Source organism: Neisseria dentiae (genome assembly GCF_014055005.1).
In the GTDB taxonomy this organism is placed as follows: domain Bacteria; phylum Pseudomonadota; class Gammaproteobacteria; order Burkholderiales; family Neisseriaceae; genus Neisseria; species Neisseria dentiae.
On sequence record NZ_CP059570.1, the window covers coordinates 1589653 to 1604162 of the forward strand.

The window sequence follows — 14510 nt, forward strand, 5'->3', positions numbered from 1 at the left end:
GAAGTGATTTACTACAGCGTCTGAAATTTATTAGATAATTCAAGGTCTTCAGACGGCCTAATAATGTTTTAACAAGCCCCCACTAACCACCGGACTTAATATTTACTTATAGATACTGTCTCATTTACCACCCATCAAACCGCGCTCATGCAGCGACACCGCCTGCCGTGCCGTAACAATGAAATGGTCGAGCAAAACCACGTCCACCAGATCCAATGCCTGTGCCAGGCGGCGTGTGAAGGCGACGTCGGCCTGCGAAGGCTCGGGCGAACCGCCGGGATGGTTGTGGGCGATAATCACGGCGGCGGCGTAATGTTCGAGCGAGAGCTTCACGATTTCGCGCACATACACCGTGTTTTCCGCCACCGTGCCGCGCGACAGTTCGTGCAGGGCAATCAGTTGGTTGCGGCGGTTAAGCAGCAGCGCCACGCTCACTTCCACCCGCTCGTGCCCCAGATGCAGGCGCAGCAGGTCGGCTACGTCTTGCGGGCGGTTGAAAACGGTGTTTTCCTGCAACTCTTCGCCCAACACGCGCCGGCCGATTTCGCGCACCACCGCAAACTGTGTGTAGCCCGCCAAACCCATGCCTTTATGTGCCGACAGGGTTTTGGCATCGGCACTCAGCAACTTCCCCAAACTGCCGAACTCGTTGAGCAGATGGCGGGCCAAATCCACCGCGCTCATGCCGCGCGTGCCCACCCGCAATAAAACGGCGAGCAGCTCGGCATCGCTTAATGCCCCCGCGCCGCGCGCCAGCAGTTTTTCACGCGGCCTTTCCCCTTCAGGCCATTGTTTGATACTCATGTTATTATCTCTTATATTATTATTTGAATATCATAGCATTGCCTTCTTGAAAAAGAAACAGGCCGAGACCTTTGCAAAAATACCCTTAAGGCCGTCTGAAATGCTTAAATACCGTCATTCCCGCGTAGGCGGGAATCCAGATGGAAATATTGAAGCATTGATTAAACAAATACTTGAATGCCAAGCGTCTGGATTCCCGCCTACGCGGGAATGACGGAGTTCAGATTTTTTAGATAGCAATTTGAATTTTGCAAAGGTCTCAGGCCGTCTGAAAAAGCATTCAGACGGCCTGCCGGCTATATCAAAACCGTTAAACGGCTCAGCCTGCTTTGGCTACGCGGCGCCAGTGGTGCAGCAGCGGCTCGGTGTAGCCGTTGGGCTGTTCTGTGCCTTTAAACACCAAATCGCAGGCGGCGAGGAAAGCGGGCGAGGTGGCGAAACGGCCGACCATCGGCGTGTAGGCGGCGTCGCCTTCGTTTTGCTTGTCCACCACGCCGGCCATGCGCTCCAGCGTTTCGCGCACCTGCGCTTCGCTCACCACGCCGTGCAGCAGCCAGTTGGCGATGTGCTGGCTGGAAATGCGCAGGGTGGCGCGGTCTTCCATCAGTCCGACGTTGTGGATGTCGGGCACTTTCGAGCAGCCCACACCCTGCTCCACCCAGCGCACCACATAACCGAGTATGCCCTGGCAGTTATTGTCGAGTTCCTGCTGGATGTCGGCGGCAGACCAGTTGCGTTCTGCGGCAAACGGAATGGTGAGCAAATCGTCGGTATGGTTTTGCGGCGGTTGCGCGAGCAGCGTTTTCTGCACGTCGAACACGTTCACCTGATGGTAATGCAGGGCGTGCAGGGTGGCGGCGGTGGGCGACGGCACCCAAGCGGTGGTGGCGCCGGATTTGGGGTGGCCAATTTTCTGTTTGAGCATTTCGGCCATCAAATCGGGCATCGCCCACATGCCTTTGCCGATTTGCGCTTTGCCCGGCAGGCCGCATTGCAGGCCGGTTTGAACGTTGTTTAATTCGTAGGCGTTAATCCATTTGCTCGACTTCATATCGCCTTTGCGGATAAATGCGCCGCCCTGCATGGAGGTGTGCATTTCGTCGCCGGTGCGGTCGAGGAAACCCGTGTTGATGAACACCACGCGCTCTTTGGCGGCCTGAATGCAGGCGGCAAGGTTGGCGGAGGTGCGGCGTTCTTCGTCCATAATGCCCATTTTCAGGGTGTTGCGCGGCAGTTTGGTCAAATCTTCAAAGGCCGCGAACAATTCGTTGGCAAACGCCACTTCTTCGGGGCCGTGCATTTTCGGCTTCACGATATACACCGAGCCGGAGCGGCTGTTTTTGTTTTCGCTGCGGTTCAGGTCGAAAGGGGCGATCAGGGCGGTCATCACGCCATCGAGTATGCCTTCGGGGATTTCGTTGCCTTCTTCATCGAGTACGGCGGGAGTGGTCATCAGATGGCCGACGTTGCGGATAAACAAAAGCGAGCGGCCGGGCAGTTTGAAGCTGCCGCTGCCGTCGGGCTTGGTGTAGGCGCGGTCGGCATTGAGGCTGCGGGTGAAGGTTTTGCCGCCTTTTTCCACTTCTTCGGTGAGCGTACCGGTCATCAGGCCGAGCCAGTTGGCATACACCAGCGCTTTGTCTTCGCCGTCAACCGCAGCCACCGAGTCTTCGCAGTCCATGATGGTGCTCAAGGCCGCTTCGAGCACGATGTCTTTCACGCCGGCGGGGTCTTGGCTGCCGATGGGGCTGTTTTTGTCGATGAGAATGTCGATGTGCAGGCCGTTGTGCAGAAACAGCAGCGAAGAAGGTGCATCGGCGCTGCCGTTGTAGCCTGCGAAGAGTTCGGGCGAGGCCAAACCGCTCTCGCTGCCGTTGTTTAATTTGGCTTTCAGACGGCCTTCCGAAACGGTGTAGGCCGCAACGTCTTTATGGCTGCCTTGCGCCAGCGGAATGCTGCTGTCGAGAAATTCGCGGGCAAACGCAATCACGGCATCGCCGCGTTTGGGGTTGTAGCCTTTGCCGGGCGCCAAATCGCCGCTCTGATCGATGGCGTCGGTGCCGTAAAGCGCGTCGTAAAGGCTGCCCCAGCGGGCGTTGGCGGCGTTGAGTGCGTAGCGGGCGTTGTTAATCGGCACCACCAGCTGCGGCCCGGCCTGTTCGGAAAGCTCGCGGTCGACATTGGCGGTGGCGATTTTGAATTCTGCGGGCGCGTCAACCAGATAACCCAAGCCTTTCAAAAATGCCCGGTAGGCCGCTTCGTCTTTCACGGCACCGGGGTTTTGTTTGTGCCAAGCGTCGATTTCGGCCTGAATGCGGTCGCGCTTTTCCAAAAGGGCGCGGTTGCGCGGGGCGAATTGCCGCACCAAATCGGTAAGACCCTGCCAGAATGCGGCTGATTCCACATTCGGATGCTTGGCCAGCACTTCTTCTACAAACTGGTGAAGATGGTTGTCTACCTGCAAACCGGCGGCGCGGGTGTAGTTGTATGCCATATTGGATTCTCCTAAAATTTTTTTCTCATTGTGCTCTGCTGCGGCTGCTGCGGCAAAGTTAAGGCGAAAATACCATTAATCGCGGGAATAATCCATAGTTTGAAACCGTTAACCTGTAACAGGCCGTCTGAAAAAAGTTTTTTATACACAATCGGTTTCATCAAACTACAATACAATATCCTACACCGGCCGTCTGAAACGGAAATCCGCCCGTTTGCCGCACAACGCTTATGAACGCTAAAGACTTCTGCCTGATTTTTCTGGTTATCGCCATCTGGGGCGTAAACTTTCTGTTTATGAGAATCGCCCTTAACGAAGTGCCGCCCATGGTTTTGGGCATGCTGCGCTTTTTGTGCGTGATTTTTCCGGCGGTGTTGTTTTTCAAACGGCCTGCCGTGCCGTGGCATCTGCTCGCTTTATACGGCCTAACCATCAGTTTCGGCCAGTTCGGGCTGATGTTTACCGCGCTGGATTTGGGCCTGCCCACCGGCCTGGCCGCGCTGATGCTGCAAACCCAAGTGTTTTTCACCGTGCTGATTGCGGGCGTGCTGTTGCGCGAGCCGGTGTTGGCCAACCACTTGTGGGGGATGTTTACGGCGGCGGCGGGTTTGGCGCTGATCGGCATCGGCCATTATCAGGGCACGCTGCCGTTTAGTGCTTTGTTGCCGGTGTTCGGTGCGGCGGCTTCGTGGGCCTGCGGCAATATTGTGGTAAAACGCATCGGAAACGTGAACGCCTTGTCGCTCGTGATTTGGGGCAGTTTTTCGGCGCTACTCGCTTTTACGGCGGTTTCGTTCGCACTATACGGCTTCGGCGGTGTGCGGCAACACCTTGCCAACCTGAGCTGGCAAGGCATCAGCGGTATTTTGTTTCTGGCCTACGCAGCCAGCCTGATCGGTTACAGCGGCTGGGGCGCGCTGCTCTCGCGGCATCCGGCGGGCAAAATCACCCCGTTTGCGCTGCTGGTTCCCGTGGTTGCCCTGTTGGCCGGCTATGTGGTGCTCGACGAACGTTTGGGCATTTGGCACTGGTTGGGTATCATAACGGTTGTCTGCGGCCTGCTGCTGCATATCTTCGGCAGGCGGCTGATACCCGAATACAGCAAAACAAAATAAAAATGATGCGGCGTTGCCCGCCTTGCCCCCTTTTATTTTGTTTCGCTATAAACAGCACAGGAAAGCAAATATGGATTTAACCGAAGTACGCCTGGCCATCGACGGCATCGACCGCCAATTAATCGGCCTGCTCGCCCGCAGGCAGGTTTTGGTGGAGCAGGCAGGCCGTCTGAAACCGAAAAACGACGCCCGCGCCGTGGCTGCGACCGAACGGGTGGCGCAGGTAATCCACACCCGCCGCGAGCAGGCCGCTGCGGCTGGTTTGTCGCCCGATGTGGCCGAGGCCGTTTGGCGCGCCATGATCGAGGCTTTTATCCGTCTGGAAACCGAAATCAACCGCGATGCCTGAAACTTCCCTGCGCGCCAACCTGCGCCTGTTTTTGGTTTTTCTTTATCTCGGCTGCACTTCGTTCGGCGGGCCGGCCGCCCATTTGGGCTACTTCCGCCAAGCCTTCGTGAACGAACGCAAGTGGCTCACCGAGCAGCAATACGCCGATTTAATCGCCTTATGCCAGTTTATGCCCGGCCCGGCCAGCAGCCAGGTCGGTTTGTCGGTCGGCCTGCTGCGCGGCGGTTACGCCGGTGCGCTGGCGGCATGGTTGGGGTTTACCCTGCCTTCCGCCTGCCTGATGGTTTTATTTGCGCTCGGTTTGGCGCAATGGCAGGGCAGCGTATTAAACGGCGCGGTGCACGGCCTCAAAATTGCGGCGGTGGCGGTGGTGGCGCAGGCGGTGTGGCAGATGGGCAGGCAGTTTTGCCGTTATGCGGCAGGCTGGATACTGATGTTTGCCGCTGGCGCGGTTACGCTGCTGTTTCACGGCATCGCCCCGCAAATCATGGTGATGCTGGCGGCCGCGGCGGCCGGTGCGGTGTGGATGGATAAAGATGCGGCTGCCGCAAACCGCGATGCGCTGCCCAACATACCGGGACGCAAGGCCGGCCTGGCTTGGATCGCGCTGTTTGCCGCCCTGTTTGCCGTGTTGCCGTGGCTGGCGGCAGGCAGCCCCGCAGGCTTGGCCGCGCTGGCCGACGCGCTCTACCGCACCGGTGCGCTGGTGTTCGGCGGCGGCCATGTGGTGCTGCCCGTGTTGCAGTCGCAAACCGTTCCGCTCTGGCTCGACAACCACACTTTTCTGGCCGGATACGGTGCGGCGCAGGCCGTGCCCGGCCCGCTGTTTACGCTGGCGGCGTTTCTCGGCGCGGCGGCAAACCCTCAGCAGGCTTGGTTGTGGGGCGCTGTTGCCACTGCCGCCGTGTTTCTGCCTTCGTTTTTGATGGTGTTCGGCCTGCTGCCGTTTTGGTCGGATATCGCCCGCCGCCCGCGCGCCCGTGCCATGTTGGCCGGCGTTAATGCCGCAGTGGTCGGCATTCTGCTGGCGGCTTTATACCGCCCTGTGTTTACCGATGCCGTGCACCAATGGTCTGATGCCGCATTTGCCATCACGGCATTTGCCATACTGATGTCGGGCAGAGTGCCCGCTTGGCTGTTGGCGTCGGCAGCGGCCGCACTCGGCGCAGCTTTTGCTTTGCTTTAAAATCGTGTTTTTCAGACGGCCTCGAGAAAGGAACCGCCATGCCGCACCTGATTGTAGAATACAGCAACAACCTCAACCTGCCCGCGCAGCCCCTTTTACACACCCTGCACGGCGTGCTGCTGGCCAGCGGCCAGTTCGAAGAAGACCACATCAAAGTGCGCGCCCGCCGATATGATGATTATCTCACCGGCGGCTCGGCGGCCGAAGGCTTCGTCCACCTTACCCTGTTTCTGCTCGACGGCCGCAGCGAAGCGGTGAAACACGCGCTCGGCCAAGCCTTATGCGATGCCGTGCGGCAGGCTTTGGGCAATGAAACAGGCATACAGATCACCGTTGATACGCGTGATATGGTCCGTACCACTTATGCCAAAATCAAAATCTAGCCTGAAATGCGTTTCAAACGGCAAAGGCCGTCTGAAAAAAGGAAACCGTTAATGAAAACCAGCGCAAGAAACCAATTCGCCGGCACCGTTAAAGCCATCAAACAAAACACGGTAAACAGCGAAGTAACCATCACCCTGCCCGGCGGGCAGGAACTGGTGGCCGCCATCACCCGCAGCAGCTGCGACAACCTGAGCCTGGCGGCAGGCAGCCCCGTAATCGCCTTGATTAAATCCACCCACATCGTTATCGCCACCGGTTTGGACCACATCAAACTTTCCGCCCGCAACCAGTTAAACGGCATCATCAGCGATATCGAACGCGGCGCGGTGAACTCGGTGGTAACGCTCGACGTGGGCGGCGGCACGCTGATAACGGCGGGCATCACCATGCAGAGCACCGAGCAGCTCGATCTGCGCCCCGGCCAAAAAGCAACCGCGATATTCAAAGCCGGCAGCGTGATTTTGGGCGTATTGGCCTGAATATAGTCAGACTGCTTACTTAGCAACGATTCCGTCATACCCGGGCTTGACCCGGGTATCTCTTTTTCTTCTATAGTGAATTCAAATAAAAACTCCGAAATGAAATAACTGCATTCAAACTTGCAATTGGGCGATATGCTAAAGAATCGTTTTACCCTACTTCGGCATTCTTATTTTAATCCACTATAAAACAAAAAGATGCTCGGTTCAAGCCCGAGCATGACGCAAGTGTTTTAAGGTGCCTAAACAACTTGCAAAGGTCTCAAAAAGATACCCGGGCCAAGCCCGGGTATGACGTGTGTACTTTATATCAAGCTGATTAACTAAGGCCGTCTGAAAACACGCTACACCATGCCGATGCCCGACACTTCCCGCGCCATTTTGGCTGCGGCGTTGTCGGTCATCCCGCCGACGAAATCGAGAATCTTCATATAGGCTTCATAAAGGCTGTCGTTGCGGGTAACCGGGTCGCCGTTTTTCAGCAGCTCCAACGCGAGCGACTGGCGCGCGCTCACCTGCCCCTGCGTAATCAGCGCATAAGCGGCGGGCACGAGCAGGTCGAGAATCGAGCCTAAACAGGGGAAGGCGGCGATTTCGGTCATCAGCTTGCTTTGGTGGCGGAAAATGCGTGTGCGCGCCAACTCTTTGGCTTTTTCGAGCGTATTCTGCACTTCGGGGCTGCACAGGGCGAGCAAATCCCTGCCTTGGAAACGGTTGGACAGCAAATCCTGCTGGTGCGTCATAAAGGTTTGCGCCACGTCTTCAATCGCCCGCCCGATGGCCATGCCGCGCAGCATGGCGCAGCGTTGCAGGCTGCTTTGCGCCTGCCATGCGCCGGCGGTTTCGGTGAAGGTGAGTTCGGCCAAAATGCTTTCCACTTCGGCATCGCCGAGCAGGCCGATTTCGACCGCGTCTTCCAAATCAAGCAAGGCATAGCAGATGTCGTCGGCGGCTTCCATCAGGTAAGACAGCGGATGGCGCGCCCAGCGGTCGCCGCCCTGCCCGATTAATCCCAATTCGTCGGCCACGCGGCGGATAAACGGCAGCTCGGTTTGGTAGATATTGAATTTTTTGCGGCCGTTGGGGTCGAGCGTGGTCCACGGGTATTTCAGCAGCGCGCCGATGGTGGCCGCCGTCAGCCGCATACCGCCTTTGCCGCGATACATTTCCAAACTCGCCAGAATCCGCAGGCTGTGGGCATTGCCTTCATAAGTTTGCACATCATTGCGCTCGGCTTCGCTCAAAGTGTCGAGATAACGGCTGTGGGCGGGGTGGCGGAACCAGTCGCGCAGCGCGTCTTCGCCGGTGTGGCCGAACGGCGGGTTGCCCAAATCGTGTGCCAGACACGCCACCTGCACCACCGCGCCGATGTCGCCCGGGGTGTTGCCCTGCGGCAGAAAACCGCCGGCCTGCAACATCACGCCGACACGGTTGCCCAAGCTGCGGCCCACGCTTGCCACTTCCACGCTGTGGGTGAGGCGGTTGTGGGTGTGGTCGTGTTCGGCAAACGGATGCACCTGCGTTTTGCGCCCCAAACGTCGGAACGCGCCCGAAAACACCACGCGGTCGTAGTCGATATGGAAATCGGTGCGCAGCGCGTCGGCGCCTTCTTGGGTAGAGGGCGTAACCGTGGGCACGATTTCACCGTCTTTCAAACGGAAGCGTTGGGTGGAAAGCAGTTGCTGCCAGTTCATTTTTTGCATAAACCATCGAGCCTTTGTTGTCAGAAGGCCGTCTGAAAGTTTTCAGACGGCCTGTATATCATTTGCCGCGCATCAATTCGAAAAACTCGTTGTTGTCTTTGGAATCTTTGAGCTTGCCCACCAAAAATTCGGTGGCTTCGATTTCGTCCATCGGGTGCAGGAACTTGCGCAGCAGCCACATACGCTGGAGCTGGTCGTTGGGCACCAGCAGCTCTTCGCGGCGCGTGCCGGATTTGTTGATGTTGATGGCGGGGAACACGCGTTTTTCAGCGATGCGGCGGTCGAGGTTAAGCTCCATATTGCCCGTGCCTTTGAATTCTTCAAAAATCACGTCGTCCATGCGGCTGCCGGTGTCCACCAGCGCGGTGGCGATAATGGTGAGCGAACCTCCCTCTTCCACATTGCGCGCCGCGCCGAAAAAGCGTTTGGGGCGGTGCAGCGCGTTGGCGTCCACGCCGCCGGTGAGGATTTTTCCCGAGGCCGGCACCACAGTGTTGTAGGCACGCGCCAGACGGGTGATGGAATCGAGCAGAATCACCACGTCTTTTTTGTGCTCAACCATGCGCTTGGCTTTCTCAATCACCATTTCGGCCACCTGCACATGGCGCTGCGCCGGTTCGTCGAAGGTGGAAGCCACCACTTCGCCGCGCACGCTGCGCGACATTTCGGTTACTTCTTCGGGGCGCTCGTCAATCAGCAAAACAATCAGCTCCACCTCGGGATAATTGGCGGTGATGGCATGGGCGATGTTTTGCAGCATCACGGTTTTACCGGTTTTCGGCGGTGCCACCAACAGCGCCCGCTGGCCGAAGCCGATGGGCGAAACCAAATCGATGGCGCGGCCGGTGATGTTTTCTTCGGCCTTGATGTCGCGCTCGAGTTTGAATTGTTTGGTGGGAAAAAGCGGGGTGAGGTTTTCAAACAGGATTTTGTGTTTGCACGCTTCGGGGTTATCGCCGTTGATGCTGTCCAAACGCACCAGCGCGAAATAGCGCTCGTTGTCTTTCGGCACGCGCACGCTGCCTTCGATGGTGTCGCCGGTGTGCAGGTTGAAGCGGCGGATTTGGCTGGGCGACACATAAATATCGTCGGGTCCGGCCAGATAAGAAGTGTCGGCGCTGCGCAAAAAGCCGAAACCGTCGGGCAGGATTTCGAGCGTGCCGGAGCAGGTAAACGATTCGCCCTGCTTCATCATCTGGCGCACAATGGCAAAAACCAGGTCTTGTTTGCGGAAGCGGTTGGCATTCTCAATGCCGTGCTGTTCGGCCATTTCCACCAGTTGGGAAATGTGTTGGGTTTGTAGTTCGGAAACGTGCATAAATAATAGGATAGTTTGTTAAGTGGATGGGTAAGAACGGAAAATCAGGCAGGCGGCGGCATGCCGTCTGAATGCTAAAGATATTTTAGGGATTCGATTGCCGATGCGGCAGAAAGAATGACAAGGTGTTTGTCGGAGTTGAATTTTAGGTAGTTCGGCAGGCGGTGTCAAATGGATTTATACGCTTTGTGTTCAAACGGCCGCACCGTATGTCCGCCGCAGGCAGTGAATATCGTCTGAAAGCAAGCAAAGCAGGTTTATGCGAAACAAAACCTTTCAGACGGCCTTCCAATGCCGATCTACCTACCCAACAGACGGGCAAGCCATTGGCCGATTCTGAAGGCCAGCGGCTCTTTGTTTGGCTGAAACAGATCCGAATTCTGCATATAAATGTTTTGCTTGGGGTCTGAATAATCGGGATTGGGGATAAATGTACTTTCGACTGCTTTTTCCTGCGGCTGCGTTCCTGCTTCCTGTTGCTGCGCCTGTTCTTTCGCACGCTGCTCGCGCTCCTGCCTTTCCTTGGCTGCTTGGGCTTTCAGCAGAGGGAGAAGTTTTTCGGGATAACTATCGCTTCGGGCATATGGGGTTTCATCAAATTCTCTGAAAGGGATTCCACCTTGTAACAAATCAGCTAAACGGGAAAATAATTCTTCAGTTCCTTCATTCGGATCCATCATAATTTCCGAAGCGGCAACTCTAGAACGCCTGACTAAAAAGCCATCTAAATTAAAAGGCTGGTCGATTTCCTTATTTTTACAAACGGTAAAAATGGGGGTATGGGTATAAATCAGCCAGTCGAACATACCGCTCATCCAGTCAGAACCCCTATCTTTATAATAGTCCCGTCTAATCTGCAACTGTTTTTCCAATGCTGCAGCCGCCTCGGCAATGGCATCCAAATCCAAATTAAATTCGTATGTTTTAGTTTCCATCATTATTTATTCCTTGCCCGCATGGTTTCCGACACCTGCATTTAGCAAAGGCCGTCTGAAAACCTTTCAGACGGCCTTCCAATGCCGATCTACCTGCCCAACAGACGGGCAAGCCATTGGCCGATTCTGAAGGCCAGCGGCTCTTTGTTTGGCTGAAACAGATCCGAATTCTGCATATAAATGTTTTGCTTGGGGTCTGAATAATCAGGATTGGGGATAAATGTACTTTCGACTGCTTTTTCCTGCGGCTGCGTTCCCGCTTCCGGTTGTTGTGCCTGTTCTTTGGCACGCTGCTCGCGCTCCTGCCTTTCCTTGGCTGCTTGGGCTTTCAGCAGAGGGAGAAGTTTTTCGGGATAACTATCGCTTCGGGCATATGGGGTTTCATCAAATTCTCTGAAAGGGATTCCACCTTGTAACAACTCGGATAATTTGACATATAGTTTATCAGTCCCCTCTCTTGGATCCCAAATAATATCGGAGGCCGCTATTCCCGTTCTACTAATAAAAAAACCTACCAACTCAAATGGCTGGTCTATTTCCCGATCCTTGCACACTTTGATTACAGGCTCGAGAACATAGATTATCCAGTCGAACATTTCTGCCCTTCTGTTCCGCCCGATTTCTTTGTAATAGTCTCTCCGGGCAATGAGTTGTTTTTCCAATGCCGCCGCCGCTTCGGCAATGGCATCCAAATCCAAATTAAATTCATATTCCTGCTGCGCCATTACCGCTTCCTTTCTTCAATGAAAATTTCCCCGATTTCTTTCGGTTCGGTCCACAATCCCCTTTGCGGTACCAATATCTGTTGGCCTTTACCCACGTCCACCGTTACCGTTCCGTCGGGCAGTTTGTTGGAAACCGTTGCTATTGTGGATTGGTAAACTGTCGGGTGTTCTCCCGTTTTTGCCTGTATTTCAAAAACCTTAAAACGCGTACTTTGGGAACTTTCAGGCAATCCTAAAATACTGTTGGCCAATTCGGGATTGTTTCTGATGGTCTTTAACTGTGTTTCATCAATCCAGTACGGTGTATAAGGGCTGACTACCGCATCGTTTTCCAAATTGTCCACCAGCTTATACAGCTTCTCATCCGGATTCATCATGCGCGGAATCGGCATATCGTCACCGGACTTAATTGCTTCTTTTGCATATTTCTGTTGGCTGAAATTATCATACATATTATTTCGGATATGCTTAGGAACCCGTTCCAATTCAATCCCATGCGTCTGAAACTCCCCAGCCATTTCACGGTGCACAGGGGCGATATACGGTTCGTCGCGCGACAAGGCACGGCTGCGGTAGAGTTCGCGGTTGGTCTCCGCTGCTTCTTCTGCCAGCCGGTTAATCTGCGCGCGGCTGCGGTGCAGAGCTTGGGCGCTTTCCAATCCCCTCTGCAAATCAACCGCCGCATCCGCAATTTTGCGCCCGCCCGCCGCTGCACCCATCGTGGCCAGCGTCTGGCTCAATGCCGCCCCACCCTCTTCTGCATTGTCGCGATATGGAAAAGGCCGCTCGAAATTAAATGGGGTGCTGCGGCGGAAATCTTCAAACGCCCCGCGCTTTACGCCCGGCAGGCTCTCCGCCAGATGCGTATAGCCGTCGGCACTGGTTTTGGCCAGATTAACGACCGTGTTGGGGATATCGGAAACCAAATTACCCACGCCTTTGGCCGCACCCCGTAACGCTGCTTCTGGGTGATCGGCCATGCCTCGGCCGGTTTCCAGTGCACCGTAAACCCCTTGACCTATGCCGCCCATTATCCTGCCTGCAAAATATTTGGCGGGGTTCTGCTCTTTCACTCCGTTGTCGGCAACTTCGTCCCAATATTCTCGGTTGCTCCTGCGTGCTTCCGATAGGGGGCTTAAATCGGCGTTCCGCAATACTTTCAAAGCCTGCTCAGCCGCCTCTCCGGACTCGGTGCGCTTCTGCTGCGGCTCTGCACCAGGCCGGTAAGGCACCTGTATCTGCCCACTATGGCGGCTTTGCCCGAAGTCGTACCGCCCCAGCGTGCCGTTCAAAAACGGGGCAAACTGCGGATGCTGCCGGGCTGCCTGTCCGCTTTCTCCATGAAGCGCGGCCTGTTCCCGACCGGCCTGCTCCCGCCTTGCCGCAGCGGCTGCCTGCCGTGCCTGCTCCTGTTGTTCACGTGCTATGTCCGTTTTATGTTCTTGGGTTTGATAACGATTAAAAGCACGTGCCAATTGTTTGATTTGGTCTTGGCTCAAATCGGAGAGATCCACTGTAAATTTGTCGCCCGGCGTGAGAACAACGCGGTTTTCCCCTCGATGGTAACGGGCATTTTTCTGCCCGTGCAGCTCGTGGTAGGCAAACATAGAAACAGCCGAGGCCAATTCTTTGTCGTTTGGGGAAAAATGGTGGCCTATGCGCGAAAGGCTGTCGCCTTTTCGAATAGTGTATTCCGCAGGAGTATCGATACCGGGGCGTAGAACGCGCAAATCCGTATACTCCGACATGGTTTTGCTGCGGCTGGATTCAATAACGCTGTCGATATTGGTTTTAAATGGAAAATGCTTGTTTACCCTACCAACGATGTTGTTGTCTTCGTCTACCCGTATGCCGGTGATATGGGGGTTGCGGGCACCCGCCCTGGCCGCAGCCTCTCCAACCGCGCTGCTCAGTGCTTCCTGCTGTTCGGGCGTATAGCGGGAAACTGCGCTGCGGACTTCTTCGTTGCTTTTAAATAGCCCTGCCGCTTCCTGCTTCAGCTTCGGTATGCTTTGCTCTATTTCCTGCTCCCGCTGCAGCTGCCGCTCCATCTGCTGCTGTAATTGCTGCTCTTGGCTCAGGCTTTGGGAACGCCCGAATGAAAGTTCCATTTATGTTGCTCCTAATAATTATCAGCATTGTGTTTTAAGACAATGTATTTTCGAATCGGTTCAATATAAATCCAGATATTCTAATTAATCACTTTTGCCGACATTGAAAGCAATATCAGATGTACAGGGTAATAAATATAAAAAAAATATTTGGGCATGCGCTTTATCTGTATTTTCAATTTGACCGATGGCATAAAAACTAGTACTACAACTGTAAAAACAAGTGTAACCAACATACTCCAAAAGGCATTGGCTCCATAAAAAACGATACCGAAATTTACAGCTATGGAAGACAGCAAAATCAATAACGCACCTATTATCTTTCCAATTTTTTTAAAAGATTCGGCAAGATAAAAATATGCGTAACATGTGCTGCATAAAATGATCCCGCCCAAACCATACTCAGCCGCAGAAGAAATAATAAATATTAAAAACAAACCGGTAAAAATCCCTAACCACCTCCACTTATGTTGTTTATCTTGCGCCTGTTTCATATTGTTTGCAGAACGAATACAATAAATTAAAACCGAAAATGCAAGAAATTGGAAAAGAATATTGAGTAAAATGGGAAACCCTTTTACTCCGTATGCAAATATAAAAGCAACTTGAGAAATAACAGCGAACCAAAACATTCTTTTAATATAATTACTCATTTTGTTTAATGAATAATAATAAAGGTGGTAAGCTACTAAAAATGCAAAGATAGGGAATGCCATTCTTCCTATGATTCTGAATGGAGTAAATAATATATTTCCATCAAGAAAAAAAACACCTACGTGGTCTAACGTCATAGTTACTACTGCTATCCATTTCAGGACTTCCAACTGTGATGACGTCAACTCATATCTTAAAAATGTTCCCATATAAAATTCTATTTAAATAACAAAGATGTAAAATCCTAAGCTTT

13 protein-coding genes are annotated in these 14510 nt (G+C 54.2%); 5 read left to right on the forward strand and 8 right to left on the reverse strand.

Annotated features, from left to right (window positions below; genetic code table 11):
* Positions 1-120: 120 nt before the first annotated feature.
* Both radC and H3L92_RS07535 read right to left on the reverse strand, forming a co-directional pair.
* Positions 121-804 carry a RadC family protein gene (radC, locus tag H3L92_RS07530; protein WP_085366755.1) on the reverse strand — a complete coding sequence of 228 codons (684 nt, stop codon included), beginning with the start codon at positions 802-804 and terminating at the stop codon, positions 121-123.
* Positions 805-1123: 319 nt separating this feature from the next.
* Complete coding sequence (locus H3L92_RS07535) at positions 1124-3298, reverse strand: malate synthase G (protein ID WP_085366754.1); 2175 nt, start codon at positions 3296-3298, stop codon at positions 1124-1126.
* 230 nt (positions 3299-3528) lie between these two features.
* On the opposite strand from H3L92_RS07535, the gene H3L92_RS07540 reads away from it, so the two are divergent.
* The 5 genes from H3L92_RS07540 to H3L92_RS07560 all read left to right on the forward strand — a co-directional run bounded on the left by H3L92_RS07540 (position 3529) and on the right by H3L92_RS07560 (position 6811).
* On the forward strand, positions 3529-4413 hold the full coding sequence (locus H3L92_RS07540; RefSeq protein ID WP_085366753.1) for an EamA family transporter: 885 nt from the start codon (positions 3529-3531) through the stop codon (positions 4411-4413).
* A gap of 70 nt (positions 4414-4483) precedes the next feature.
* Positions 4484-4762: a chorismate mutase gene (locus tag H3L92_RS07545; RefSeq protein WP_085366752.1), complete on the forward strand. Its 279-nt coding sequence runs from the start codon at positions 4484-4486 to the stop codon at positions 4760-4762.
* Positions 4755-5948 (forward strand): chromate efflux transporter, encoded by a 1194-nt coding sequence (chrA, locus tag H3L92_RS07550; protein WP_085366751.1) that lies wholly within the window; start codon positions 4755-4757, stop codon positions 5946-5948. Before H3L92_RS07545 ends, chrA begins: the two co-directional genes overlap by 8 nt.
* A 38-nt stretch (positions 5949-5986) precedes the next feature.
* Positions 5987-6331 carry a 5-carboxymethyl-2-hydroxymuconate Delta-isomerase gene (locus tag H3L92_RS07555; protein ID WP_085366750.1) on the forward strand — a complete coding sequence of 115 codons (345 nt, stop codon included), beginning with the start codon at positions 5987-5989 and terminating at the stop codon, positions 6329-6331.
* Between the two features lie 51 nt (positions 6332-6382).
* On the forward strand, positions 6383-6811 hold the full coding sequence (locus H3L92_RS07560; RefSeq protein ID WP_085366749.1) for a TOBE domain-containing protein: 429 nt from the start codon (positions 6383-6385) through the stop codon (positions 6809-6811).
* A gap of 344 nt (positions 6812-7155) precedes the next feature.
* On the opposite strand, the gene H3L92_RS07565 is transcribed toward H3L92_RS07560, so the two are convergent.
* The 6 genes from H3L92_RS07565 to H3L92_RS07590 all read right to left on the reverse strand — a co-directional run bounded on the left by H3L92_RS07565 (position 7156) and on the right by H3L92_RS07590 (position 14466).
* On the reverse strand, positions 7156-8505 hold the full coding sequence (locus H3L92_RS07565; RefSeq protein WP_085366758.1) for a deoxyguanosinetriphosphate triphosphohydrolase: 1350 nt from the start codon (positions 8503-8505) through the stop codon (positions 7156-7158).
* Between the two features lie 67 nt (positions 8506-8572).
* Positions 8573-9832, reverse strand: coding sequence for a transcription termination factor Rho (rho, locus tag H3L92_RS07570; protein ID WP_085366748.1), 1260 nt, complete (start codon positions 9830-9832; stop codon positions 8573-8575).
* A gap of 299 nt (positions 9833-10131) precedes the next feature.
* Positions 10132-10770 carry a hypothetical protein gene (locus H3L92_RS07575; RefSeq protein ID WP_085366747.1) on the reverse strand — a complete coding sequence of 213 codons (639 nt, stop codon included), beginning with the start codon at positions 10768-10770 and terminating at the stop codon, positions 10132-10134.
* Positions 10771-10856: 86 nt separating this feature from the next.
* Positions 10857-11492 carry a hypothetical protein gene (locus H3L92_RS07580; RefSeq protein ID WP_085366746.1) on the reverse strand — a complete coding sequence of 212 codons (636 nt, stop codon included), beginning with the start codon at positions 11490-11492 and terminating at the stop codon, positions 10857-10859.
* Positions 11492-13603 (reverse strand): hypothetical protein, encoded by a 2112-nt coding sequence (locus H3L92_RS07585; RefSeq protein WP_085366745.1) that lies wholly within the window; start codon positions 13601-13603, stop codon positions 11492-11494. Before H3L92_RS07585 ends, H3L92_RS07580 begins: the two co-directional genes overlap by 1 nt.
* Positions 13604-13683: 80 nt before the next feature.
* Positions 13684-14466, reverse strand: coding sequence for a TraX family protein (locus tag H3L92_RS07590; protein ID WP_085366744.1), 783 nt, complete (start codon positions 14464-14466; stop codon positions 13684-13686).
* Between the last annotated feature and the right edge of the window lie 44 nt (positions 14467-14510).

Bases quoted from the DNA above. Each gene is read 5' to 3' on its own strand.
- radC (WP_085366755.1), bottom strand. From the start codon at position 804: ATGAGTATCAAACAATGGCCTGAAGGGGAAAGGCCGCGTGAAAAACTG.
- H3L92_RS07535 (WP_085366754.1), bottom strand. From the start codon at position 3,298: ATGGCATACAACTACACCCGCGCCGCCGGTTTGCAGGTAGACAACCAT.
- H3L92_RS07540 (WP_085366753.1), top strand. From the start codon at position 3,529: ATGAACGCTAAAGACTTCTGCCTGATTTTTCTGGTTATCGCCATCTGG.
- H3L92_RS07545 (WP_085366752.1), top strand. From the start codon at position 4,484: ATGGATTTAACCGAAGTACGCCTGGCCATCGACGGCATCGACCGCCAA.
- chrA (WP_085366751.1), top strand. From the start codon at position 4,755: ATGCCTGAAACTTCCCTGCGCGCCAACCTGCGCCTGTTTTTGGTTTTT.
- H3L92_RS07555 (WP_085366750.1), top strand. From the start codon at position 5,987: ATGCCGCACCTGATTGTAGAATACAGCAACAACCTCAACCTGCCCGCG.
- H3L92_RS07560 (WP_085366749.1), top strand. From the start codon at position 6,383: ATGAAAACCAGCGCAAGAAACCAATTCGCCGGCACCGTTAAAGCCATC.
- H3L92_RS07565 (WP_085366758.1), bottom strand. From the start codon at position 8,505: ATGAACTGGCAGCAACTGCTTTCCACCCAACGCTTCCGTTTGAAAGAC.
- rho (WP_085366748.1), bottom strand. From the start codon at position 9,832: ATGCACGTTTCCGAACTACAAACCCAACACATTTCCCAACTGGTGGAA.
- H3L92_RS07575 (WP_085366747.1), bottom strand. From the start codon at position 10,770: ATGATGGAAACTAAAACATACGAATTTAATTTGGATTTGGATGCCATT.
- H3L92_RS07580 (WP_085366746.1), bottom strand. From the start codon at position 11,492: ATGGCGCAGCAGGAATATGAATTTAATTTGGATTTGGATGCCATTGCC.
- H3L92_RS07585 (WP_085366745.1), bottom strand. From the start codon at position 13,603: ATGGAACTTTCATTCGGGCGTTCCCAAAGCCTGAGCCAAGAGCAGCAA.
- H3L92_RS07590 (WP_085366744.1), bottom strand. From the start codon at position 14,466: ATGGGAACATTTTTAAGATATGAGTTGACGTCATCACAGTTGGAAGTC.